Origin of the sequence: Pontixanthobacter luteolus, from assembly GCF_009828095.1 — a bacterium.
Taxonomy (GTDB): Bacteria; Pseudomonadota; Alphaproteobacteria; order Sphingomonadales; family Sphingomonadaceae; genus Pontixanthobacter; species Pontixanthobacter luteolus.
The window spans coordinates 1,463,741-1,485,025 of the sequence record NZ_WTYP01000001.1; the positions used below are offsets into that span (position 1 = coordinate 1,463,741).

At 60.4% G+C, this 21,285-nt stretch carries 22 protein-coding genes and 1 tRNA gene; 15 read left to right on the plus strand and 8 right to left on the minus strand.

Going from position 1 to position 21,285, the window contains the following annotated elements; genetic code table 11:
* Positions 1-47: 47 nt before the first annotated feature.
* From GRI43_RS07135 to GRI43_RS07145, 3 genes are all read right to left on the minus strand, one after another.
* A complete protein-coding gene (locus GRI43_RS07135; protein ID WP_160730315.1) occupies positions 48-1,157 on the minus strand; it encodes an ATP phosphoribosyltransferase regulatory subunit in 1,110 nt (369 codons plus the stop codon).
* Between the two features lie 42 nt (positions 1,158-1,199).
* Positions 1,200-2,783: a phosphoglycerate dehydrogenase gene (gene serA / locus GRI43_RS07140; RefSeq protein ID WP_160730316.1), complete on the minus strand. Its 1,584-nt coding sequence runs from the start codon at positions 2,781-2,783 to the stop codon at positions 1,200-1,202.
* Between the two features lie 87 nt (positions 2,784-2,870).
* The gene (locus GRI43_RS07145; RefSeq protein ID WP_160730317.1) at positions 2,871-4,022 is read right to left on the minus strand and encodes a phosphoserine transaminase; all 1,152 of its coding nucleotides are present in this window, start codon (positions 4,020-4,022) and stop codon (positions 2,871-2,873) included.
* A gap of 185 nt (positions 4,023-4,207) precedes the next feature.
* Here GRI43_RS07145 and GRI43_RS07150 point away from each other — a divergent pair, with 185 nt between their 5' ends.
* On the plus strand, positions 4,208-5,356 hold the full coding sequence (locus GRI43_RS07150; RefSeq protein ID WP_160730318.1) for a glycosyltransferase family 4 protein: 1,149 nt from the start codon (positions 4,208-4,210) through the stop codon (positions 5,354-5,356).
* Positions 5,357-5,377: 21 nt separating this feature from the next.
* Here GRI43_RS07150 and GRI43_RS07155 read toward each other — a convergent pair whose 3' ends face one another.
* Together GRI43_RS07155 and GRI43_RS07160 are read right to left on the minus strand one after the other, a co-directional pair.
* Entirely contained in the window at positions 5,378-5,803 is a 426-nt protein-coding gene (locus GRI43_RS07155; protein ID WP_160730319.1) for a hypothetical protein, read from the minus strand.
* Positions 5,804-5,896: 93 nt separating this feature from the next.
* Positions 5,897-6,520 (minus strand): PadR family transcriptional regulator, encoded by a 624-nt coding sequence (locus tag GRI43_RS07160; protein WP_235903629.1) that lies wholly within the window; start codon positions 6,518-6,520, stop codon positions 5,897-5,899.
* Positions 6,521-6,628: 108 nt separating this feature from the next.
* Between GRI43_RS07160 and GRI43_RS07165 the strand changes: the two genes are divergently transcribed.
* From GRI43_RS07165 to GRI43_RS07185, 5 genes are all read left to right on the plus strand, one after another.
* Positions 6,629-7,951 (plus strand): replication-associated recombination protein A, encoded by a 1,323-nt coding sequence (locus tag GRI43_RS07165; protein ID WP_160730320.1) that lies wholly within the window; start codon positions 6,629-6,631, stop codon positions 7,949-7,951.
* Positions 7,948-8,835 carry a hypothetical protein gene (locus tag GRI43_RS07170; protein WP_160730321.1) on the plus strand — a complete coding sequence of 296 codons (888 nt, stop codon included), beginning with the start codon at positions 7,948-7,950 and terminating at the stop codon, positions 8,833-8,835. Before GRI43_RS07165 ends, GRI43_RS07170 begins: the two co-directional genes overlap by 4 nt.
* 42 nt (positions 8,836-8,877) lie before the next feature.
* Positions 8,878-8,953 (plus strand) — tRNA-Thr (locus GRI43_RS07175).
* Between the two features lie 138 nt (positions 8,954-9,091).
* The gene (locus GRI43_RS07180; RefSeq protein ID WP_160730322.1) at positions 9,092-9,250 is read left to right on the plus strand and encodes a hypothetical protein; all 159 of its coding nucleotides are present in this window, start codon (positions 9,092-9,094) and stop codon (positions 9,248-9,250) included.
* A gap of 91 nt (positions 9,251-9,341) precedes the next feature.
* A complete protein-coding gene (locus tag GRI43_RS07185; protein WP_160730323.1) occupies positions 9,342-10,115 on the plus strand; it encodes a hypothetical protein in 774 nt (257 codons plus the stop codon).
* 9 nt (positions 10,116-10,124) lie between these two features.
* Here GRI43_RS07185 and queF read toward each other — a convergent pair whose 3' ends face one another.
* Positions 10,125-10,598 (minus strand): preQ(1) synthase, encoded by a 474-nt coding sequence (gene queF / locus GRI43_RS07190; RefSeq protein WP_160730324.1) that lies wholly within the window; start codon positions 10,596-10,598, stop codon positions 10,125-10,127.
* A 507-nt stretch (positions 10,599-11,105) separates the two neighbouring features.
* Here queF and GRI43_RS07195 point away from each other — a divergent pair.
* From GRI43_RS07195 to GRI43_RS07235, 9 genes are all read left to right on the plus strand, one after another.
* Positions 11,106-11,981, plus strand: coding sequence for a hypothetical protein (locus GRI43_RS07195; protein WP_160730325.1), 876 nt, complete (start codon positions 11,106-11,108; stop codon positions 11,979-11,981).
* Positions 11,982-12,031: 50 nt separating this feature from the next.
* The gene (locus GRI43_RS07200) at positions 12,032-12,880 is read left to right on the plus strand and encodes a sulfurtransferase (protein WP_160730326.1); all 849 of its coding nucleotides are present in this window, start codon (positions 12,032-12,034) and stop codon (positions 12,878-12,880) included.
* A gap of 2 nt (positions 12,881-12,882) precedes the next feature.
* Positions 12,883-14,091, plus strand: a complete 1,209-nt coding sequence (gene metC, locus GRI43_RS07205) for a cystathionine beta-lyase (protein ID WP_160730327.1) — start codon at positions 12,883-12,885, stop codon at positions 14,089-14,091.
* Complete coding sequence (locus GRI43_RS07210) at positions 14,088-15,212, plus strand: mechanosensitive ion channel family protein (protein WP_235903630.1); 1,125 nt, start codon at positions 14,088-14,090, stop codon at positions 15,210-15,212. Before metC ends, GRI43_RS07210 begins: the two co-directional genes overlap by 4 nt.
* Positions 15,213-15,310: 98 nt before the next feature.
* Positions 15,311-16,069: a uroporphyrinogen-III C-methyltransferase gene (gene cobA / locus GRI43_RS07215; protein WP_160730328.1), complete on the plus strand. Its 759-nt coding sequence runs from the start codon at positions 15,311-15,313 to the stop codon at positions 16,067-16,069.
* Complete coding sequence (locus GRI43_RS07220; protein ID WP_160730329.1) at positions 16,066-16,362, plus strand: DUF2849 domain-containing protein; 297 nt, start codon at positions 16,066-16,068, stop codon at positions 16,360-16,362. The genes cobA and GRI43_RS07220 overlap by 4 nt, the downstream gene beginning before the upstream one ends.
* 1 nt (position 16,363) lies before the next feature.
* Positions 16,364-17,995 carry a nitrite/sulfite reductase gene (locus tag GRI43_RS07225; RefSeq protein WP_160730330.1) on the plus strand — a complete coding sequence of 544 codons (1,632 nt, stop codon included), beginning with the start codon at positions 16,364-16,366 and terminating at the stop codon, positions 17,993-17,995.
* Entirely contained in the window at positions 17,988-18,413 is a 426-nt protein-coding gene (locus GRI43_RS07230) for a DUF934 domain-containing protein (protein WP_160730331.1), read from the plus strand. The genes GRI43_RS07225 and GRI43_RS07230 overlap by 8 nt, the downstream gene beginning before the upstream one ends.
* Positions 18,406-19,191 (plus strand): phosphoadenylyl-sulfate reductase, encoded by a 786-nt coding sequence (locus GRI43_RS07235; protein ID WP_160730332.1) that lies wholly within the window; start codon positions 18,406-18,408, stop codon positions 19,189-19,191. The genes GRI43_RS07230 and GRI43_RS07235 overlap by 8 nt, the downstream gene beginning before the upstream one ends.
* An 11-nt stretch (positions 19,192-19,202) precedes the next feature.
* Here the strand turns inward: GRI43_RS07235 and GRI43_RS07240 are convergent, their stop codons facing one another.
* Both GRI43_RS07240 and proB read right to left on the minus strand, forming a co-directional pair.
* Entirely contained in the window at positions 19,203-20,123 is a 921-nt protein-coding gene (locus GRI43_RS07240) for an NAD-dependent epimerase/dehydratase family protein (protein WP_160730333.1), read from the minus strand.
* Positions 20,120-21,253: a glutamate 5-kinase gene (gene proB, locus GRI43_RS07245; protein WP_160730334.1), complete on the minus strand. Its 1,134-nt coding sequence runs from the start codon at positions 21,251-21,253 to the stop codon at positions 20,120-20,122. The genes GRI43_RS07240 and proB overlap by 4 nt, the downstream gene beginning before the upstream one ends.
* Positions 21,254-21,285 lie beyond the last annotated feature (32 nt).

Sequence of the window (21,285 nt, forward strand, 5' to 3'; positions counted from 1 at the left end):
CGGGGTATGCCAAACGCGCAGACCCCACTGGCAAACAGGCAATGGCTTCATAGCGGTTTCGGCTGCTCGTCTGAAAGGACGTGCGTACAGCCAAGAGCCCCTGCGTCGTCTTCCCCAGACAAGGCAGCAACTGTTCGCCACCCATTGGCACGAAGTGCTGCCGCCGCTGCGCGGTCATGACCGACCGGCAAGAACAGCGTGTCGCGCTGGCTATCGCTGTCGAGCGCATCAACCAGCCGGTCCACATAGAGAGAGAAACCGGTCGCAGCCTCGTCGCTGCCGCCAATTGTGTACGTGCCGCCGCGGCCCAATGCGCCGCGCACACCCTGTGCGTAAATCGTAAAGCCGAACCAGCTCTGATACTCAAAACCGTGCCGTTCGGTCGGGTCGAGAGTGACGCGCGCGCTGCCGCCAACCCGGCTGGCGATGGTTTTCAGCCCTTCGATCCGTGATGCCAGCGCACCGCCGGCATCCAGTTCGGCAAGACGAGCGATGGAATCGGAAAAGTCGCCGGTTGCGTAAAGCAGCGGCAAATAGGCGTCGCCGCCGGCAGCCTTCAGCCCGCCGGCATCCTTGGTATCAAGTTCGCGGCGAACAGCCTCAATCTGGGTTTCGTCCAGCGGCATGGTTTGCGCGGAGAGCGTATCGACAAGATCGGGCAACGTGAAATCGACCGAGATTCCGATTGCTCCCGCTGCCTTGAGCGATTCAATCGCCAATTCCACCATTTCGGCTGCCGCTGCTGCGCTGTCGGCACCGATCAATTCAGCGCCGATCTGCAATCGCTGGCGCGACGGGTCCAGCTGGTCTGCGGTGATCGTCGCAACTTCGCCTGCATAGCACAGCCGCAAGGGACGCGGGGCGCCAGCGAGCGAGGTCGCGGCAATCCGCCCGACCTGCACCGTCATGTCGGAACGCAGCGCCAGCGTGCGCAGACTGCCGGGATCCACAAAGCGGAACATCCGGCGCGGCGACACACCGTCCATCCGTTCGGCCATCGATTTTTCGAATTCAATCAGCGGCGGACGCACGCGGTCATAGCCGTGTGCGTCCATCGCCTGCAATGCGGCCCGCATTACACGGGTCGCAATTGCCGCTTCTTCGGGCAAGCGGTCGGAAAGTCCGACTGGCAGCAAGTCGTCGGTCGAATTACTCATAGCTGTTCACTCATATCGAGCGGGCGCTTGCCCCAAACGTGATCAAAAGGCCAGCGGAGTTACGACTTTGACGCCTTCCAGCGCGCAGGCCTTTTGCACAATGTCTTGCGGGATCGGCTGATCGACCGAAAGCAGTACCACGGCCTCCCCTCCGCCATCGCGGCGGCCAAGGTTGAAGTTGCCGATATTGATACCGTTTTCGCCCAGAAGCGAACCGATGCGGCCGATGAAACCCGGCGCATCTTCGTTGACGATATACAGCATATCGCCCTGCAAATCCGCCTCGATACCGATGCCGAAGATTTCAACCAGTCGCGGCGCTTCGCTGCCGAACAGCGTGCCCGCCACAGACCGTGCACCCTGACTGGTTTCAACCGTCACGCGCAGCAGCGTGTGATACACGCCTTCGCGGTCGTGGCGGATTTCGCGAACGTCCAGCCCGCGTTCCTTTGCAAGGTATGGCGCGTTGACCATGTTCACCGTGTCCGAATACTGTTTCATCAGACCGGCCATCACCGCACCGGTGATCGGTTTGCCGTTCAGATCGGCGGCGGCGCCTTCGCGCTCGATGCTGATCTTGTCGAGATTGCCGTGGGCCAATTGTCCGACGAGCGAGCCGAGCTTTTCAGCCAGCGACATGTAAGGCTTGAGCTTGGGCGCTTCTTCCGCGCTCAGGCTTGGCATGTTGAGCGCATTGGTGACGCCGCCATTGACCAGGTAATCGGCCATCTGTTCGGCAACCTGCAGCGCAACATTGACCTGTGCCTCTGTGGTCGAGGCGCCGAGGTGCGGCGTGCAGATGAAATTCTTGGTGCCGAACAGCGGGTTTTCCTTGGCCGGTTCCTGCGCGAACACGTCGAGAGCAGCGCCTGCGATATGGTCGCTTTCGAGCAGGTCCTTCAGAGCCGCCTCGTCGATCAGGCCACCGCGGGCGCAATTGACGATACGCACGCCCTGCTTGGTCTTTTCAAGGTTTTCCCGGCTAAGGATATTGCGGGTCTGGTCGGTCAGCGGCGTGTGCAGCGTGATGAAATCCGCACGGGCCAGAAGCGTGTCGAGGTCAACCTTCTCCACGCCCATTTCCACGGCGCGGTCCTCTGTCAGGAACGGGTCGAAAGCGACAACCTTCATCTTCAAACCGAGCGCGCGGCTGGCAACGATCGAGCCGATATTGCCGGCACCGATCAGGCCCAGCGTCTTGCCGGTGACTTCCACACCCATGAACGCGCTTTTCGGCCATTCGCCCTGCTGCGTGCGGGCATCGGCCGCCGGGATCTGGCGAGCCAGCGCCATGATCATCGCAATCGCATGTTCCGCGGTGGTGATCGAATTGCCGAATGGGGTGTTCATCACGACCACGCCCTTGCCGCTGGCATAGGGGATATCGACATTGTCGACCCCGATACCGGCGCGGCCAATGACCTTCAGATTGGTCGCAGCATCGAGAATTTCAGGGGTGACCGTGGTGGACGAACGGATCGCCAACCCGTCGTATTCGCCAATCCGCGCCGCCAATTCTTCCGGTGTTTCGCCGGTGATTACATCGACATCGCAGCCGCGTTCCTGAAAAATGCGGGCGGCGTTCGGGTCCATCTTGTCAGAGATGAGTACTTTGGGTTTCGTCATAGAAAATTCCTTCGCAAAATCCGGCGCAGACCGCACAGCGGCCGCGTCAGCGGAAAACGGGGCCCCGGGCAGTGCCGGGGCCGCCGATCATTTCTGGATTTCGGCGTATGCCCATTCAATCCATGGCAGAAGACGCTCGAGGTCTTCCTTCTCCACGGTTCCGCCGCACCAGATGCGCAGGCTTGGCGGTGCATCGCGGTAGCCGTTGAAATCGTAACCTACGTCACGTTCTTCCAGCATCTTGGCGATGGTCTTGGGCACGGCTGCCTGGTCTTCTGGCGACAGGCTGTCGTAATAGTCGCCCTGGAACACGAAACACACACCGGTATTGGTGCGTTTTGCCGGGTCGGAAACCATGTTGCGCAGCCACGGTGTCGCTTCGATCCAGTCGGTCACGACTCTTGCGTTGGCGCTGGCCCGTTCGAACATTGCCTGGCGGCCGCCGAGCGATTTGGCCCATTCCAGCGCGAGAATGTAATCCTCGGTCGCCAGCAGGCTGGGTGTGTTGATGGTCGCGCCTTCAAAAATCGCGCGATTGATCTTGTCACCCTTTTTCATGCGGAACAGTTTCGGCAGCGGCCATTCCGGATCGTAGCTTTCGATACGCGCGACTGCCTTGGGGCTGAGGATCAGCATACCGTGCTGTGCCTCGCTGCCCATCACCTTCTGCCAGCTGAACGTGGTCGCATCGAGTTTCGACCAGTCCATTTCCTGCGCGAAGATCGCGCTGGTGGCGTCGTTGATGGTGATACCCTCGCGGCCTTCGGCCAGCCAATCGGTGTCAGGAATGCGTGCGCCTGAAGTTGTTCCGTTCCAGGTGAACACGACATCGTTGTCCTGCGGAATGCTCGCCAGATCGGGGATTTCGCCGTAATCGGCATCAAGGACAGTCAGGTCCTTCAGCTTGAGCTGTTTGACCGCGTCCTGAATCCAGACATTGCCGAAGCTTTCCCATGCGGCGACAGTCGCGGGGCGCGCGCCAAGCATGGTCCACATCGCGCATTCCAGCGCGCCGGTATCCGAACCGGGCATAATGCCGACAAGGTAGTCGTCGGGCACGCCCAACAGTTCACGGGTCAGATCGATCGCGTATTTCAGGCGCGCCTTGCCGGTTGCCGAACGGTGCGAACGGCCGAGTGCTTCGGTTTTGAGATTGCTCGCCGACCAGCCTTTGAACTTGGCAGTTGGTCCGGACGAAAAGAAAGGACGCTCAGGTTTGAGCGCAGGTACGTCAGTCATGTATTCTCTCCTCACAGAGAGCACGCGCGGCGTTGGGACCGCGTGGCCCGTCGGCGGCAATAATGTTGCGCCGCAGCATGTCAAGCAGCATCAGCATTTCCCGGCAAATGATCGGTGGAATGCTTTGTGTGCGCGACGAACTCCGCACTCGCCAAACGCGGTGCGGCAATCTAAAGCGCTGGCATATGCAGACGTCCGACCTTCGCATCGCGCTCTTCAGCGGCAATTACAATTACGTTCGCGATGGTGCGAATCAGGCGCTCAACCGTCTGGTTGAATATCTGCTGCGCCAGGGTGCCAGCGTTCGCGTTTACGCGCCGACCGTGGATGAACCCGCGTTCGAGCCGCAGGGCGACCTCGTCAGCGTACCTTCAGTGCCAATCCCCGGGCGCAGCGAATTCCGTTTCCCGCTTGGTCTGCCGAAAAGCGTGCGCGACGACATTGCGAATTTCGATCCCAACATCATTCATGTGGCCTCGCCCGATGTATCATCGCACCGTGCAGTTAGCTGGGCACGCGAACACGACATCCCGATCCTCGCTTCGGTGCACACGCGGTTCGAAACCTATCCGCGCTATTACGGGCTTGGTTTCACTGAGCCGTGGCTCGAGGCCATTCTGCGCCGGTTCTATCATCGCTGCGACGGGCTCGTTGCACCATCCGAAAGCCAGATCGAGACTTTGCGCGAACAGGGAATGCATGATGACATTTCCATCTGGTCGCGCGGGGTGGACCGGACTGTTTTCGCTTCCCAGAAGCGCGATCTGGAATGGCGCCGCAAACTGGGCATCGAGGACGACGATGTAGCCATCGTTTTTCTTGGCCGTCTGGTGATGGAGAAGGGTCTCGACGTTTTTGCCGAAACGATTGTGCAGCTGCGCAAGAAACAGGTGCCGCACAAGGTGATGGTCATCGGCGAAGGCCCTGCCCGCAAATGGTTCGAGAAGAACCTGCCGGGCGGCATCTTCGTCGGCTTTCAGACCGGGCCTGATCTGGGCCGCGCGCTGGCCAGCGGGGATATCTTCTTCAACCCGTCGGTTACCGAGACCTTCGGCAATGTCACGCTGGAAGCAATGGCGTGCGGTCTGCCGGTTGTCGCAGCCGGTGCGACCGGCTCATCCAGCCTGGTAAATGACGGGGCTACAGGACGGCTTGTCCCGCATGGATCGCCGGAGAATTTTGCCGAGGCAATCGCGCCTTATTGTCAGGACAACGCGCTGCGCAAGGAGCACGGCGATGCCGGTGAAAAACGCAGCCTGGATTTCAGCTGGGATGCAATCAATCAGGCGGTTGCAGATACCTACGTCCGCCTGATCGAAGCACGCAAAACCTGAGGCGAATGGCCTCAACGCCCGTTAGCGCAAAACCCCTGCGCTGCGCATTTTGACAGCATACCAGAGCATCAGTGCCGTGATCACCCAGATCGATACGGCAAGAACGGGATTTTGGAGGCTTTCCGGTGTCTGGGTGAGGACATGCTGATACAGCGAAGTCCCCACCAGCCCGGCAATCGCCACGATTAGCGATGTCACGGCCCATCTCGACCTGAGCAGAAGCAGGATCGACCCTGCAAATGCACCCCATACGCCCAGCGCCCAGAACGCATTCGCCCACAGGGGGTAGCTGTCGAAATACGCGATCTGGTCAGCCGTCATTCCAAGCGATTCCAGCTTGTCCATCCGCGTTGCCAGATAGGACATGATCCCTATCGAGTTCCAAAGCAGTGTCAGAACACCGATCACCCACAGGTGCCACGGTGCTTTACCGGTCGTGCCGTTCATAATTTCCTCCCTCCGCGCAGAATTTTAGCGCGGCTCAATAGGAGGAAGCTAACTCACGGCATCCAGACCGGCAAATGCGTTAACCCCCGTGGGTCAGAGGCGCTCGATACGCTTTGCTGCCTCGTCGATGATGTCGACGATTTCTTCGATGTCGCCATCCTTGAATCCGCCTGCGCGGTACTTGTTCTTGAGCACGCCCGCCAGATTGCCCATCGCACGGAAAAGCTCAGGCGCACGGTGCCGTTCCTCGTCGCCGGACATGGCGGTCAGCTTGTGAACGATTGCGGCGATTTCCGCTTCCCGTTCAGCCAGTTCGTCTGTGCCGGCCTGAGTGATCTCAAAGGCCTTTTTGGCTTCATCGCCCTTTTTCGGCTTGGCTTCCCTGATCGAACCCTCGTCTGCCAACAATTGCAGAGTAGGATAAACGGCGCCGGGGCTTGGCTCGTAATTGCCGCCGGTAATCTCGCCGATCGCCTTGATCAGTTCATAGCCGTGACGCGGTTCGTCACCGATCAGCATGAGCAAGGTCAGCCGGAGCTCGCCCGATCCAAATATCCTGCGCCTGCTACGCGGACCGCGGCCACCCTGACCGCCTCGCCCGCCCCATGGACCGTCACCATCCCAACTGAAACGGCCATCCCAACCGCGTCCTGCGGCCATCATTGCTGCCATGGGAAAGGCTGCTTTCCACGCTTTCCGATTTTTGTGCAGTCTCATATTCTCGATCCTTCTGATATAACTAAGATAGCTCTAAGATATATCTTAAGGCTGTTTGGTCAAGCGATTGGTGCAATCCTTCGGCAAAGTCACTATCTGGATCGACGAATGACTGATTTGTTTGCCGACGACCTCCCGCCGCCCCCTCCCGCCGATACGCCGCGCGAGGACGCGCCGCTCGCCGATCGCCTTCGCCCGGGCGAGTTGAGCGAAGTGGTCGGGCAGGATCATTTGACTGGCGAAGAGGGCGCAATCGGGCGCATGGTCGCGGCGGGGCGGCTGTCTTCCATGATACTCTGGGGTCCGCCGGGCACAGGCAAGACGACAACCGCACGGTTGCTTGCTGATGCTGTCGGCATGCGGTTCGAGGCGATAAGCGCGGTTTTTTCTGGGGTGGCAGACCTGAAGAAGGCATTCGCCGCCGCAGACAAGGCAGCCGATGCAGGCCAGCGCACATTGTTGTTCGTTGACGAAATCCACCGCTTCAACCGGTCCCAGCAGGACGGTTTTCTGCCCTTTGTCGAACGTGGCACGGTAACGCTGGTCGGCGCGACCACCGAGAATCCCAGTTTCGCACTGAACGCCGCGCTGCTCAGCCGCGCGCAGGTGCTGATCCTGAGGCGGCTCGACAATTCCGCACTGTCGATCCTTCTGGAACGGGCAGAGGGCCTGGAGGGCCCCCTCCCCTTGAACCCCGACGCACGCGAGGCGCTGGTGGCATCCGCCGATGGAGACGGGCGCTTCCTGCTCAACCAGGCCGAGACACTTTACGCGGCGAAGATCGAAACACCGCTCGATCCGGCGGGGCTAGGTAAATTCCTGCAGCGGCGTGTTGCCGTTTACGACAAGGATCGTGACGGTCACTACAATCTGATTTCCGCGCTGCATAAAAGCCTGCGCGGGTCAGATCCGCAGGCCGCGCTCTATTACATGGCCCGTATGCTGACCGCCGGGGAGGAGCCGCGCTATGTCCTTAGGCGTCTGGTCCGTTTCGCCAGCGAGGATATCGGGCTGGCCGATCCACAGGCCCTGACCCAGTGCCTCGCGGCTAAGGATGCCTATGAATTCCTCGGCAGTCCGGAAGGCGAATTGGCCATCGTGCAAGCGTGCCTGTATCTGGCGACCGCGCCGAAATCGAACGCCGCCTATGCCGCGCAAAAGGCCGCTTTCAAAAGCGCCCGCGAAACCGGCAGCCTCATGCCGCCGCAGAACATACTGAACGCACCAACCAAGCTGATGAAAGATATCGGCTACGGCGAAGGCTATTCCTACGATCACAATGCCGAAGGCGGTTTTTCCGGCGACAATTACTGGCCTGACGAGATGGAGCCGCAGGAATATTACCAACCGGTTGAGCGCGGGTTTGAACGTAAGGTGCGCGAACGCATGGAATGGTGGGACCGGAAACGGACCGAACTGCGCAGCCGATGAAACCGGGCCGCTTTGCCGAATTCATTGCCATCGACTGGTCTGGCGCGAAGGGTGAGCGCCACAAGGGTATCGCGGTTGCAGCCGCCAAAGGGCAGGACGCCCCGCGCCTTGTGTCTCCGCCGGGAAAACACTGGTCGAGGCAAGAAGTTCGTTCGCTGATCGAAGGGTTGGCCAGCAATGACATCCTGATCGGAATGGATCTGGGGATTTCGCTGCCGTTTGCCGATTCGGACGCGTTCTTTCCCGGTTGGGACCGCACGCCGCAGGATGCGAAATCGCTGTGGGCCATGGTGGAGAGCATCTGCGAGAACGATCCCAATCTTGAAGCGGGCAGTTTCGTCGCGCATCCCGAGGCATCTCGCTATTTCAGGCATTCCAGGGAACACGTTGGCGACAGGTTCCATCACCCCGCCGCCGAAACGCGCGAGGGGCGCTTTCGTATCGCCGAACAGGCGCAGCGCGCCTTGGGGGTCAGACCGGTGAGCAATTTCAACCTCGTCGGCGCTGCACAGGTGGGGAAATCCAGCCTCACCGGGATGCGAATGTTGCATTCGCTGCAAGGCGTAGTTTCGGTTTGGCCGGTCGATCCGGTGCCCCCTTCGGGTCCGGTGCTGGTGGAAATGTACACCTCTATCGCTGCGCGCGGCGGCGGTGCACGCAAGGGGAAGACAAAGCTGCGAAGTTACGAGGCGCTCAACGCAGCCTTGGGCAAGTTGGGTTCTCCCCCCGTAGGCGGCGCAGGAGACATTGACGACCATTCTTCCGACGCGCTGGTTACAGCTGCGTGGCTCAGGAAAATCGCCCATGACCCGGCCTATTGGAACCCGGCGGGGCTGACACCAAAAATTGCCCGAACCGAGGGCTGGACATTCGGCGCAGTTTGACGCAAAGGGCGCGCCGCAGCTTCGATAGCTGCACGGCGATGGGCCGGCTTAGCTCAGTTGGTAGAGCAGTTGATTTGTAATCATCAGGCCGCGGGTTCGACTCCTGCAGCCGGCACCATTCCCCCCCTTCCGCATTTTTCCGGTTCGACAGGCGGGCCCTCCCGCAACCCAAGCCTTGAGCCGTGGATTGTGGTAAATTTCAGCTTACCAAAGGCGTTAGGAGATTGCCGAAATCTGGCAATTAAGCTGTGGCGCCATGTTCAAACCGTTCTTCTTTTTCTGCGCGGCTGCCTTGGGCGGGCTGTTCATCATGGGCTATGATCTTGCCGATATTAAACGCGAGATGCTCAATCTGTCGGGTGAAAACGCACGCGTCCTGACAGGCAACGATTCGTCCGGCGACTGGGGCGGCTAGACCGATCTGTCGAAACGCTGCGTTGCAGCGTTGCTGAAACGTGGCACTTCGCCCAGAGTCGCGCGATGGCAATTGCGCGAGGCGGGGCAAGATGAGCAATTTCAAGGTAAGCTTTGGCTTTGGAGAGCCTGCGCCTGTTCAGGAAAACAGCAGCAAATCCAGCCCGGCTGAGATAGAGTTTCTGTGCGAACTATCGCTGTGGAACACGATCCCGCAACCGGACAAGGCCATCCGGTTCGCACCCGAATGGTTTAAACGCTTACCCCGCGAGATGGGAATGCCCGATGCAAATGGGCTGCCCGGCCTGACCATCAAGGCGTGCCTGCCGGTTACCGATGTCATGTCGCTTGGTTTTATGCTGCCGCTGCCGTTCGATGTGCAGTTGATGGTGCCGGAAGACCGCGTCTCTATCCAGATGGGCTGGGCCCCGGACGTGCCGTTTCAACCGATGGAACAACATCACCCGGGCCAGATCGGCGCGCCCGAGGATCCCTTCCAGACGGCGATGCCGCTCAAATTCATCAATCCCTGGCGGATCAAGGTTCCAGACGGGTACTCGGTGCTATTCAGCCAGCCATTCAGCCGGCCGGATTTGCCCTTCACATGCTTTTCCGGATTGGTCGATTGCGACCGGTTCGACACCGCAGTGAACATCCCGTTTGTCTGGACCGGTCCGGTTGGCGAAACCCTGCTGCGCGCTGGAACGCCCATCGCCCAGATTGTGCCGATCAGGCGCGACACGCTGATCAAGGACGCGAGGAGCCGCGTCTCCACCGATCAGGAACTGTCGGAACAGGAAAACGCGACGAACCGCAAATATAACGAGGAATCGACCTATTCGCGCGAATGGCGCGTCAAGAAATAGCCACGCGCCTCAGCCGCGACCGCGATAGCCCTGCACACCCTGATCCGGCACCCACAGACCTTCCGGCGGCGCGCCGGTTTGCCAGAATACGTCGATCGGAATTCCGCCGCGCGGATACCAGTAACCACCGATCCGCAGCCAGCGCGGCTTCATCTCGTCTGCCAGCCGCTGGCCGATGCCAACCGTCACATCTTCATGAAAGCCGTTGTGATTGCGGAAACTACCCAGAAAAAGCTTGAGGCTTTTCGATTCAACAATCGTGTCCCCCGGGGCGTAATCGATCACAAGGTGCGCGAAATCGGGCTGGCCGGTTACAGGGCATAGCGAGGTAAATTCGGGCGCAGCGAACCGCGTCAGATACAGCGATCCGGGCCGCGGATTGGGTACATAGTCGAGAACCGCCTCTTCCGGAGAGGATGGCAGCGGGCTCTGCTGGCCAAGAAACTGTACGTTGGGCTGGTTTGATTCAGGTGTGTCGCTCATGCCGCGCTGATGCCGTGATCGGACAATTCGCACAAGTCATCTGTGGTATTTGCCAGGTTCAGTGACTATTCAGCGCGCCCTCTGCTGGTCGCACAGAAACCAATCCAAAGAAACATGACACACCGCATCATCCCATCCATCCTCGCCATTGCGCTAACCGCGCCGGCTGCAGCGTCGCCCGGAAGTGTTCGGGATTTCCAGCTGCCCACCCCAACCCCGACAGCGACACCGCAGGTCCAGGGTCCGGTGGATGTCGAAGGCGCGCTGCCGTCACGTCCACGGGTTCTCCCGACTGCGAGCCCGACACCACGGCCGACTACCAACCCATCACCCGCACCTACGGCCAGCGCAACGGATGACTCGGCATCCCCAGCAGCGACGCAGCCCCGCCGCAGCCCGGCCGCCGCACCAGCCCAAACGGTTACTGCTCCGCAGCCGCGGCCTGAGCCGATTGGAATCGCTCCCGCGCCAGCACAGACCGCTCTGCCGCCAGCGAGTGAGCCGCTAATGGCAGATGGCACTGCCACTGAAGCCCCCGCTACAGAAGATGACGGTGCATCGTCGGCAAGTTCCCTACCGACCGAAATCGCCCCCGTGGAAGCCCAATCGGAAGTGATCGGGGACAATACCGCCGGGTTGGGATTGGCCGCATGGCTGGCGGCCTTGGCAGCCGTTCTGGCAATTGTGGTGGGAGCGTTCCTCTTCTGGCGCAGGCAGCGCAGCGAATTTGCCGCAGCACCGCAGATCGAGCCGCCGCTTGCCCGCACACCTGCAGCCGGTTCTGCAACTGCAGAAACCAATCGGCGTGAGCCAGTCAAACCGCCCAAACGTACGCCCTCGCCCGCGCCCCCGTTCGCTCCAGCAGCAGGCAGCGCAGCAGCGGCCACACCCGCGACTGGCGCGGGCAAAGGCAAGCTTCACGTAAAGGCCGAGGCGCTGTCGCTAAGCCGCAGTCTGATGAATGCCACGCTCGCCTACCGGTTTGAATTGCTCAATCAGGGCGACCGGGATCTGACAGACATAACCGTGAAGGCAGATGTCGTCACTGCCCACGGGCAGGCGCCCATTGGCGATCAAATCGCGGACGCAGCGACAGTTTTGCAACCGATGAGCGTCGTCGAAACGATACCGGTTGGCGATGGTCATGAAGTGCGCGGGGAATTTCGCTTGCCGATCAATGCGATCCGCACAATTTCACAGGGACAAGCCAGACTGTATGTCCCGCTGCTGAGGCTGCGGATCGAGGCTGAAGGGCTCGATCCGATCATCAGCACGCTGGTGGTCGGCATCAAACCCGCCGAGACCGGTGCGAAACTGCAGCCATTCCGGCTGGATGAAATGGCACAGACTTACCGCAATATCGGCTTGCGCGCGCTGAACTGACAAGGCTGGTCTATCTCGACGAGGGTTCTTGACCCGGCTAGGTTCAGGCCATGGATATACTCGTATCAACCGACTGGCTTGCCCAGAACCTCAATGCAGATGACCTCGTAATTCTGGACGCATCAGCGCATTTGCCGTCTGCAAATCGCGATCCAGCGGCGGAATTCCTTGCTCAACATATATTGGGTGCTCGGTATCTGGATTTGCCGTCGCTAAAGGATGGCACGTCGCCAGTCCCGTCAGCTCTGCCCCGGCTGGATCAGTTCGAGCAGCGGCTTCGCCAACTCGGCGTGCGCAACACTGATCGAGTCGTCTTGTACGATAACAGCGCGCTCCACAGCTCTGCTCGGGCGTATTTCATCTTCCGCATGTTCGGTTTCGATAATGTTGCGATACTTGATGGAGGCTTGGACAAATGGGTCGGTGAAAACCGTCCTGTCGAAGCGGGCACACCGCAAGTGGAACCGTCCGATTTCACCGCGCAGTGCGATGATCGCAGCAGGGTCCGGAGCAAGGCGCACATGCTCGGCAATTGCGCCAGCTGTGAAGATCAGGTGGTCGATGCACGCGACGCTGGCCGTTTCACCGGCGAGACATCCGATACCGTACACGGCCTTGCCGGCGGCCACATACCGGGCGCGCGAAATCTGCACTTTGCCAGCCTGTTCAACGAAGACGGCACCTTCAGGGATTTAACGGAGCTGCGCGAAATATTCGCCGAGTCCGGCCTTGACCTTGAAAAGCCGATCATCGGTAGCTGCGGGAGCGGGATGACCGCATCTGTGCTGTTGTTCGCGCTGGAACTGCTGGGCAATGACAATGCCGCACTCTACGATGGCAGCTGGAGCGAATGGGGCGCAGATCCCCTTACCCCGAAAGAAGAAGGACCCGCGCGCTAGGCATGGCCAATTTCGATGACAAGCAGGGCCGCGATACGCGCCTGGTAGCGGCTGGACGGCGCGAAGAATGGACCGGTGCAGTGGTCAATCCGCCAGTTTGGCGGGGCAGCACCCATCTGTACCGCGACACAGCGGCGCTCAGACAGGGAACCAAGACCAACGAGGACGGCCGCTTTTTCTATGGCCGGCGCGGTTCGCCAACCCAGTGGGCACTGTGCGATGCTCTGACCAAACTCGAACCCGACGCATACGGGACGGTGCTGTACCCGAGCGGCGTCGCCGCGTTATCCGGCTCGCTCATGGCCGTGCTGAAACCAGGTGACGTCTTGCTGGTAACAGATAACGCGTATGAACCGACGCGCCTGATGGCGACCGGCCTGTTCCGCAAACTTGGCATCGAAACGCGCTTTTTCGACCCGCTGGATGTTGATGGGTTTCGCGATCAGTTCTGCGACCGGACCAAGGCCGTCATGCTGGAAAGCCCCGGTAGTCTGACTATGGAAGTGTGCGATGTGCCAGCCCTCGCAGCGATTGCGCGCGAGATGGGCGCGACCAGCCTGATCGACAACACCTATGCAACGTCGCTTGGCTTTCCAGCGATCAAGCATGGCTGCGATATATCGATCATGTCGCTGACCAAGCATGTCGGCGGACATTCCGACCTGATGATGGGCAGCGCAAGTGCCGCCAATCGACATTACCGTCTGCTGCGCCAGACAGCGCAGACGCTGGGCCATGTAGTATCGCCCGACGATGCAGCACTGGCGCTGCGCGGTTTACGCACCATGGGCTTGCGGCTCGACCGGACAACGCAGACCGCTCGTGAGGTTGCAAGCTGGCTGGCCGCGCGCCCGGAAGTGGCACATGTCCTTTGCCCGCTGCTCGAAGGCTGCGCAGGTCACGAATTGTGGAGCCGGGATTTCACCGGCGGGTGCGGCCTGTTCAGCTTCGTCCTGAAAGGGGCAGACGAGGAAAGCAGGGCCCGTCTGATCGACGCCCTGCAACTGTTCGGCATTGGCTACAGCTGGGGCGGTTTCGAAAGCCTGGCTTTGCCATTTGACCCTGCTCCGATCCGCACCGCGACCCCTTGGCCGCCCGGAAACTGGCAGGCAGAGGACCGATATGGCGTTCGCCTCGCCATCGGGCTAGAAGATGAACAGGATCTGGTACGCGACCTTGAGCAAGGGTTCGCGGCGATGGAGCAAACATGACCACTGCAACCGCGCCACTGGCGATGGAAACTTCCGACGGCGAGACATTGCAAGCGGGCGATACCGTCACGCTGCAACCGGTCGAGAATGCCAACGGTCAAGACGTCACCTCTCCCGATGTATCAGCTACGCCTGAGCCGACCCCGACGCCAACCGAAGCCGTCAGCGCAGCCGAGGACCTGAAAGAAGCCGTTTCGGACAAGAGCGAGACCGTTGGCGGGATGGTCGACACACTTGATGCGATGGCATTCAGCATCGGCGACATGCGTATCTCGATGTGGGATGTGCTGATTGTCGTTGGAGTTATCTTCCTCGTCATAGCAATGGCATGGGCTGCATCGCGTCTGGTCTCGATGCTGCTCAAGCGGATGACCAAGCTCGACAATACGCAGCGGCTGCTGTCGGAGAAAATCTCCACGATCGTCATCTGGGGCGCGGCATTCTTCCTAGGTATCGATCTGCTTGGCATTGATCTGACTGCACTGGCTGTATTTTCCGGTGCATTCGGTTTGGCAATCGGTTTCGGTTTGCAGAAAACCTTCGGTAATCTGATCGCAGGGATCATCCTGTTGATGGACAAATCGATCAAGCCTGGCGACGTTATTGCGGTCGCCGACCAAGCTGGCAATTCGACGTTTGGTCAGATCCGCAAGATCGGTATCCGCGCCGTTTCGATCACCACCCGGGACCAGAAGGAATACCTGATCCCGAACGAGAACCTGATGGTCAACCAAGTTGAAAACTGGTCCTATTCAAGCCGCAATGTCCGCATGCAGATCCCCGTCGGGGTCAGTTACAATTGCGACATCAAGAAGGCCGAACAATTGATGCTGGAGGCGGCAAAAAACACCTCGCGCGTGCTGAAGTCACCGCCACCGACCTGCTGGCTGGACGGGTATGGTGACAGCTCGGTCGACTTCATAATCCATTGCTGGATCAAGGACCCGGAAGCGGGCATCGGGAATATCAAAAGCGAAGTTCTGAAGACCCTGTGGGACCTGTTTCAGGAAAACGGCATCGAAATTCCATTCCCGCAGCGCGACCTTAATCTGCGCAGCAATGCCCAGATGGATCAGCTTGTCGCGGCTATCTCGCAGCGGGTAACAGGCGACAAAAGCTAAGCTTCTCGGCCTGCTACAACCGCTTTCAAAAACTTTGCTTCCACGCTGGACACCCATTCTCGCTGGAAGGGTAGCGTGCCGTCGCGCATTTGGGCGGCATGACAAAAACAGGCACAGTCTTTCTCGTCGGCGCAGGTCCGGGTGATCCCGATCTGCTGACCATGCGCGCTGCACGTTTGCTGCAGAATGCGACGCTTATTGTCCACGATGGGCTGGTTGATCCCGCTATTCTGGCGCTTGCCAGCAGCGGGGCGACACTGATTTGCGTGGCCAAGAAGCGTTCCAAACACACCCTGCCACAAGATCAGATCAACGCCCTGCTCGTCCGTGAAGCGCACGCAGGGCGCGATGTCGTCCGTCTGAAAGGCGGCGACCCGTTCATCTTCGGACGCGGCGGCGAGGAAATGGAAGACTGCCACGCCGCCGGCGTTCCGGTGGAAGTCGTGCCGGGCATCAGTGCGGCAAATGGTGCGGCTGCGGCAGCTGGCATCGCGCTCACCCACCGTGACAGTGCAAGCATAGTCAGCTTCGTGGCAGGCCAGTGCAAGGGTCTGAAAGATCAGGACTGGGCCGGGCTTGCCGGACAGAACCGCACTCTGGTAATTTATATGGGCGTCAAGACTGCACCGCAGATCGCCGAGAAGCTGATGGAAGACGGCCTTTCGCCTGCGATGCCTGTCGCAGTGATCGAGAACGCCGCACGGCCTGAAATGCGCGTCTTGCGCGGCCCGCTCGCGGCACTTCCCGAAATCGTTGAAAACCACTCGGTTGTCAGCCCAGCGCTGATCGTGATCGGCGAAGTCACAGCGCGCGGCGATCACGCGATCGCCCGGATCGCAGAGGAGGCAGCGGCATGATCATCCTGACCGGCAATGACCTGAAGACCGGAGCTGTCGTCTGGTGGGATGGCTCCGACTGGGTTCTTCACATCGAAAACGCCATTGACGTGGGCGGCAATGCCGAAGCGGTCATGGCGCGTGAGGAAAGCGCGCGCCGCGTCAATGTACCTTACGCAGTCGAAGCCACCCTGACCGATGGCGTGGCCCGCCCCAATCACATCAAGGACCGCATCCGGGCATTGGGCCCGACCGTGCGGCCCGATCTCACTCTCAAACCGGCCGACCCCGAAATCGGCAACTGGGTAATCTGACATGTATGCATATGACAAATACGACCAGGCGATGGTCGATGCCCGGGTGGAAGAATTCCGCGACCAGGCACAACGACGTCTCGATGGGAAGCTGAGTGAAGACCAGTTCAAGCCGCTGCGGCTAATGAACGGCCTCTACCTGCAATTGCACGCCTATATGCTGCGCGTGGCGGTTCCCTATGGCACGCTCAATTCGCGTCAGATGCACGCGCTGGCGGATATTGCCGACAAGTATGACCGCGGATACGGGCATTTCACCACCCGGCAGAACATCCAGTACAACTGGATAAAGCTGGAAGATGCAGGCGACATTCTGGCGGACCTCGCCGCGGTTGAAATGCACGCCATCCAGACCAGCGGAAACTGCATCCGCAATATCAGTTCGGACCATTTCGCAGGCGCCGCGCAGGATGAACTGGTCGATCCGCGCCCCTATGCCGAATTGCTGCGCCAATGGTCCAGTTTCCATCCGGAATTCATGTATTTGCCGCGCAAGTTCAAGATTGCGGTGATTGCCAGCGATACAGACCGCGCTGCCATGCGGCTGCACGATATCGGTATCCAGATCGTAAAGAACGATGCGGGTGAACTGGGCGCAAGCTTCTATGTTGGCGGGGGCATGGGACGCACCCCGATGATCGCCCCCAACATCCGCGAATTCGTGCCGCTGGACCAGCTGATCACATATTCCGAAGCCTGCCTGCGCGTCTACAACCGCTATGGCCGGCGCGACAACAAGTACAAGGCGCGGATCAAGATCCTGGTCCACGAATTGGGGGCAGAGGAATATACGCGGCAGGTAGAGGAAGAATTTGCCCACCTGCTCGGCCAAGGCATCGAACCGCCGATCGCTGAACTGGGCCGGATCAAGACGTTCTTCACCGATCCCGAATTTGCCGACGGCGCGAAAACTGTCGATCGCAGCGATCCTGATTTCGCGCTGTGGGTTGATCGCAACACCCACCGGCACAAGCATGACAGCTATGTCAGCGCGGTTATCAGCCTGAAGCCGGTTGGCGGCATCCCGGGCGATGCGACTGCCGAACAGATGCATCTGATGGCGCAGCTCGCCAGGGATTATAGCTTCGACGAACTGCGCGTGATGCACACGCAGAACATCGTCCTGCCGCACGTCAGGATCGAAGACCTTCATGCCTTGTGGACCGCTCTGGACGAGGCGGGCCTTGGCACGCCGAACCTTGACCGGATCGGCGACATTATTGCCTGCCCCGGCCTCGATTACTGCAGTCTGGCCAACGCCCGCTCGATCCCGCTGGCACAGAAAATTTCCCAGCGCTTCACCGCGAATGGCAAGGAAGACACGCTGGGCGAACTCAAACTGAAAATCTCCGGTTGCATCAATGCCTGCGGGCACCATCACGCCGGGCATATCGGCATCCTCGGCGTCGATAAGAAAGGCGTCGAAAATTACCAGTTGCTGCTGGGCGGAAGCGAGGCAGAGGACACGTCGCTTGCCAAGATTACCGGCCCCGGTTTTTCGGAAGACGGGATCGTCGATGCTGTCGAAACAGCCGCTGACGTTTACCTGAGCCAGAGGGAGGACGGGGAACGTTTCCTCGACACCTATCGCCGCATCGGAATGGCTCCGTTCAAGGAGGCGCTCTATGGTTGATATCCTTCGTTTTCGCGATGACGAGGCGGTTGATCATGCCGCTGTCACGGTCGATTCCTTTGTCGAACAGACCAACGCCAACGCCGTTCGGATCGAACCGAGCGACGATGCGCGCGACCTGATCCCGCATCTGGCCCAGATCCATCTGGTGGAAGTCAACTTTCCGGTGTTCGGCGACGGGCGCGGTTATTCCGCCGCGCGTATCCTGCGCGAAGCAGGCTATACCGGCGAAATTCGCGCGGTCGGCGATGTGCTGGTCGATCAGATTGGCAATATGAAACGCTGCGGTTTCGACGCATTCGAGCCCGACGCGCCGCTCGATCCCGCCGATGTGAAAGCCGCGCTGAACCGCTGGCCCGAAGTCTATCAGGAAAGCGCGGACAGCCGCACACCGATCTGGAACCTGCGCCATGAATGATTTGCGCGCGATAGACCGCCTCGACACCGCGCCGCGTTTTACCGACGATGATGCGATCCGCCTGAACCGGATGTTCAGGGGGCAGGATACGCGCGAAATGCTGGGCAATCTGATCGAGGACGACCTGGTGGGCGAACTTGCCACGGTTTCCAGCTTCGGCGCAGAAAGCGCTGTTTTGCTGCACCTTATCAGCGAGGTCGCACCTGATCTGCCGGTCCTGTTTCTGGAAACAGGCAAGCATTTTGACGAAACACTGACTTATCGCGACACCCTGATTACCCAGCTTGGACTGAACAACCTGCGCAACATTTTGCCCGAACCCGGTCTGATCGCGCAGAAAGACGAAAGCGGCCTGCGCTGGTCCTACGACCCCGATGGGTGCTGCGAGATTCGCAAGGTTATCCCGCTCGCCAATGCGCTGGCCGGATATGACGCAACGCTGACCGGCAGGAAGGCTTTCCAGTCCGCCACCCGCGCCAATCTGCCGCGGTTCGAAGTGGACAGTTCCGACGCGCAGGGCCGGCTCAAGATCAACCCGCTGATCGACTGGACGGCCGATGATATTCAGGCCTATTTTGAAGAACACAGCCTGCCGCGTCACCCGCTGGTTGAACAAGGCTACCCCTCGATCGGATGTTCGCCCTGCACCAACAAGGTTGCGCCGGGTGAAGACCCGCGTTCGGGCCGTTGGAAGGGTTGGGACAAGACCGAATGCGGCATCCACACGCCGCTAGGGGATGATGGCGAATTGCCGCCCGGTTTCGATCCAGCTTTTTAAGCTCGGCAGGCCTAGAGCCAGTTCTCGCGCCGATACCATTCGGCCGTTTGCCGCAGACCCTGCTCCGATTTGATCGCAGGGCTCCACACACTGTCAGGCACCGACTTGTCCGATCGGGCGACCCAGTTCGGATGGCACATGTAACCGACACGGTCAGCGGTCAGTTTTGCGCCGTCCCCGCGAACCAGCTTGTCGATTTTCGCTGCGCCCAGCAGCACACCGCGCGGCAGATGCGGTGCCAAAACCGGGCGGCCCACAGCGCGGCCAATTTCTTTCGCAAGTTCCTTGTGCGACCAGCCGCCCACGCGGCCATCATCCGGCTCGAACAGCTTGCGCCGCACAATCGGCGACGATGGGACGAGATCCAGAAGCAAAGCGGCCAGATCATCCACATGGATCAGTGAAGTCGCCCCGCCCGGCGGCAGAGGGACAATTCCCAGCCGCGCGCTCTTGAACAGCTCGAACATATCGCTGTCGCGCGGGCCATAGACCGCTGGCGGGCGCACGATCGTCCAGTCGAGACCACTGGCCTCCACCAGCTTCTCTGCTTCCAGCTTGGATGCCCCATACGCGGAAAGATCAGGCTTTCTGGCAGATAGCGACGACACGAAAACAAACCGCTTCGCACCCGCGCCCTTGGCTGCATCTATCATTGCCTGCGTTCCGGCGACGTTCGCCCGGGCAAATTCCGCAATATCCGGCGTGTTGGTCAGCCCGGCAATGTGGACGACGGCATCTGCGCCGCCTGCCAGTGAGCGCAATGCAGGTTCGTCGTGCAGATTGCCGTGAACCCATTCGACCGCAGGCCGGTCATCAGGCACACGCCGTGCCAGCGCGCGCACCGCCAGATCGCGGCGCTTTGCCGCGTCGAGCACTGCCTGCCCCACAAAACCGGTACCGCCAGTTATCGCAATTTTACCCGCACTGCTCACAGCATCACCATCTGGTCTCTATGCACGACCGCGGACCTTGGCGCATGTCCAAGAATGCCGGCTTGTTCGGCCTGTTTCTTGCCCGCGATCGCACGGCACGCCTCCGCGCCATATTCGGCCAGACCTTGCGCGACGACGCATCCGTCGCCGTCGAGCACGATGACCAGTTCGCCGCGCTCAAACGCGCCCTTCACCTCGACGATACCGGCTGCAAGCAGGCTGGCACCGTTGGCAAGGGCGGAAATGCAGCCCTCGTCGACCACCAGCGATCCGCCCGGCGCGATTCGCCCGCCTAGCCAGGCCTGCCGTGCATTGTCCTGCCGCTGGGCGACGAAGACCGTGCCGCGGTCTTTGCCGAGAGCGGTAGAAATGGGTTTATCGACTGTGCCGTTGATGATCGCGAGAGCGATTCCGGCGCGCTCGGCAATTTCCGCCGCCTGAATTTTCGATGTCATCCCGCCCGAACCCATGCCCGAGGTTGATCCGCCATCCGCCATCGCACGGACTTCGCTCGTCACGCCGTTAACCTGCGGGACGAGCTTTGCCCCAGGTTCGGCGGGGTTGCGGTCCATCAGGCCGTCAACATCGGAGAGAAGGATTACCGCGTCGGCAGAGGCAGCCTGAGCCACGCGGGATGCCAGGCGGTCATTGTCGCCAAAACGGATCTCTTCCGTCGCCACGCTGTCGTTTTCGTTCACGACCGGCACAATCCCGGCCTCAAGCAGGCGTGAAAGCGTGGTCGATGCGTTGAGATATCGGCGGCGCTCTTCCATATCGCCCAGCGTTACCAGCATTTGCGCCGCGGTCAGACCGTGCTGCTCCAACAGCCCCGACCACAACCCGGCCAGCGCAATCTGCCCGACCGACGCCGCGGCCTGCGCATCGGCAAGACTGCCGCGCCCGCCCTTTGGCAGACCCAGCCGCGCAGCGCCCAGAGCGATCGCGCCCGAACTGACCACCACCACGTTCTGGCCACCGGCCCGCAATTCCGAGATTTCGTTGACCAGCCCTGCCAGCCACGCCGATTTTGGTTTGCCGTCACCATCGACGAGCAGCGCAGAACCGATCTTGAGCACCAGAGTGCTACAAATATCCTTGTCGGTCAGATGTTCCAGCCGTTCGATCGCCATAGCGTAGCATTTACCCGCAGGACCCGCGGATG

Excerpts from the sequence above, each read along its gene's own strand:
- GRI43_RS07135 (WP_160730315.1), bottom strand. The coding sequence starts at position 1,157 with ATGAGTAATTCGACCGACGACTTGCTGCCAGTCGGACTTTCCGACCGC.
- GRI43_RS07230 (WP_160730331.1), top strand. The coding sequence starts at position 17,988 with ATGGTTGATATCCTTCGTTTTCGCGATGACGAGGCGGTTGATCATGCC.
- cobA (WP_160730328.1), top strand. The coding sequence starts at position 15,311 with ATGACAAAAACAGGCACAGTCTTTCTCGTCGGCGCAGGTCCGGGTGAT.
- GRI43_RS07200 (WP_160730326.1), top strand. The coding sequence starts at position 12,032 with ATGGATATACTCGTATCAACCGACTGGCTTGCCCAGAACCTCAATGCA.
- GRI43_RS07180 (WP_160730322.1), top strand. The coding sequence starts at position 9,092 with ATGTTCAAACCGTTCTTCTTTTTCTGCGCGGCTGCCTTGGGCGGGCTG.
- GRI43_RS07235 (WP_160730332.1), top strand. The coding sequence starts at position 18,406 with ATGAATGATTTGCGCGCGATAGACCGCCTCGACACCGCGCCGCGTTTT.
- GRI43_RS07165 (WP_160730320.1), top strand. The coding sequence starts at position 6,629 with ATGACTGATTTGTTTGCCGACGACCTCCCGCCGCCCCCTCCCGCCGAT.
- GRI43_RS07160 (WP_235903629.1), bottom strand. The coding sequence starts at position 6,520 with ATGAGACTGCACAAAAATCGGAAAGCGTGGAAAGCAGCCTTTCCCATG.
- queF (WP_160730324.1), bottom strand. The coding sequence starts at position 10,598 with ATGAGCGACACACCTGAATCAAACCAGCCCAACGTACAGTTTCTTGGC.
- GRI43_RS07170 (WP_160730321.1), top strand. The coding sequence starts at position 7,948 with ATGAAACCGGGCCGCTTTGCCGAATTCATTGCCATCGACTGGTCTGGC.
- GRI43_RS07220 (WP_160730329.1), top strand. The coding sequence starts at position 16,066 with ATGATCATCCTGACCGGCAATGACCTGAAGACCGGAGCTGTCGTCTGG.
- serA (WP_160730316.1), bottom strand. The coding sequence starts at position 2,783 with ATGACGAAACCCAAAGTACTCATCTCTGACAAGATGGACCCGAACGCC.
- GRI43_RS07195 (WP_160730325.1), top strand. The coding sequence starts at position 11,106 with ATGGCAGATGGCACTGCCACTGAAGCCCCCGCTACAGAAGATGACGGT.
- GRI43_RS07225 (WP_160730330.1), top strand. The coding sequence starts at position 16,364 with ATGTATGCATATGACAAATACGACCAGGCGATGGTCGATGCCCGGGTG.
- GRI43_RS07155 (WP_160730319.1), bottom strand. The coding sequence starts at position 5,803 with ATGAACGGCACGACCGGTAAAGCACCGTGGCACCTGTGGGTGATCGGT.
- GRI43_RS07210 (WP_235903630.1), top strand. The coding sequence starts at position 14,088 with ATGACCACTGCAACCGCGCCACTGGCGATGGAAACTTCCGACGGCGAG.
- GRI43_RS07145 (WP_160730317.1), bottom strand. The coding sequence starts at position 4,022 with ATGACTGACGTACCTGCGCTCAAACCTGAGCGTCCTTTCTTTTCGTCC.
- GRI43_RS07150 (WP_160730318.1), top strand. The coding sequence starts at position 4,208 with ATGCAGACGTCCGACCTTCGCATCGCGCTCTTCAGCGGCAATTACAAT.
- GRI43_RS07185 (WP_160730323.1), top strand. The coding sequence starts at position 9,342 with ATGAGCAATTTCAAGGTAAGCTTTGGCTTTGGAGAGCCTGCGCCTGTT.
- proB (WP_160730334.1), bottom strand. The coding sequence starts at position 21,253 with ATGGCGATCGAACGGCTGGAACATCTGACCGACAAGGATATTTGTAGC.
- metC (WP_160730327.1), top strand. The coding sequence starts at position 12,883 with ATGGCCAATTTCGATGACAAGCAGGGCCGCGATACGCGCCTGGTAGCG.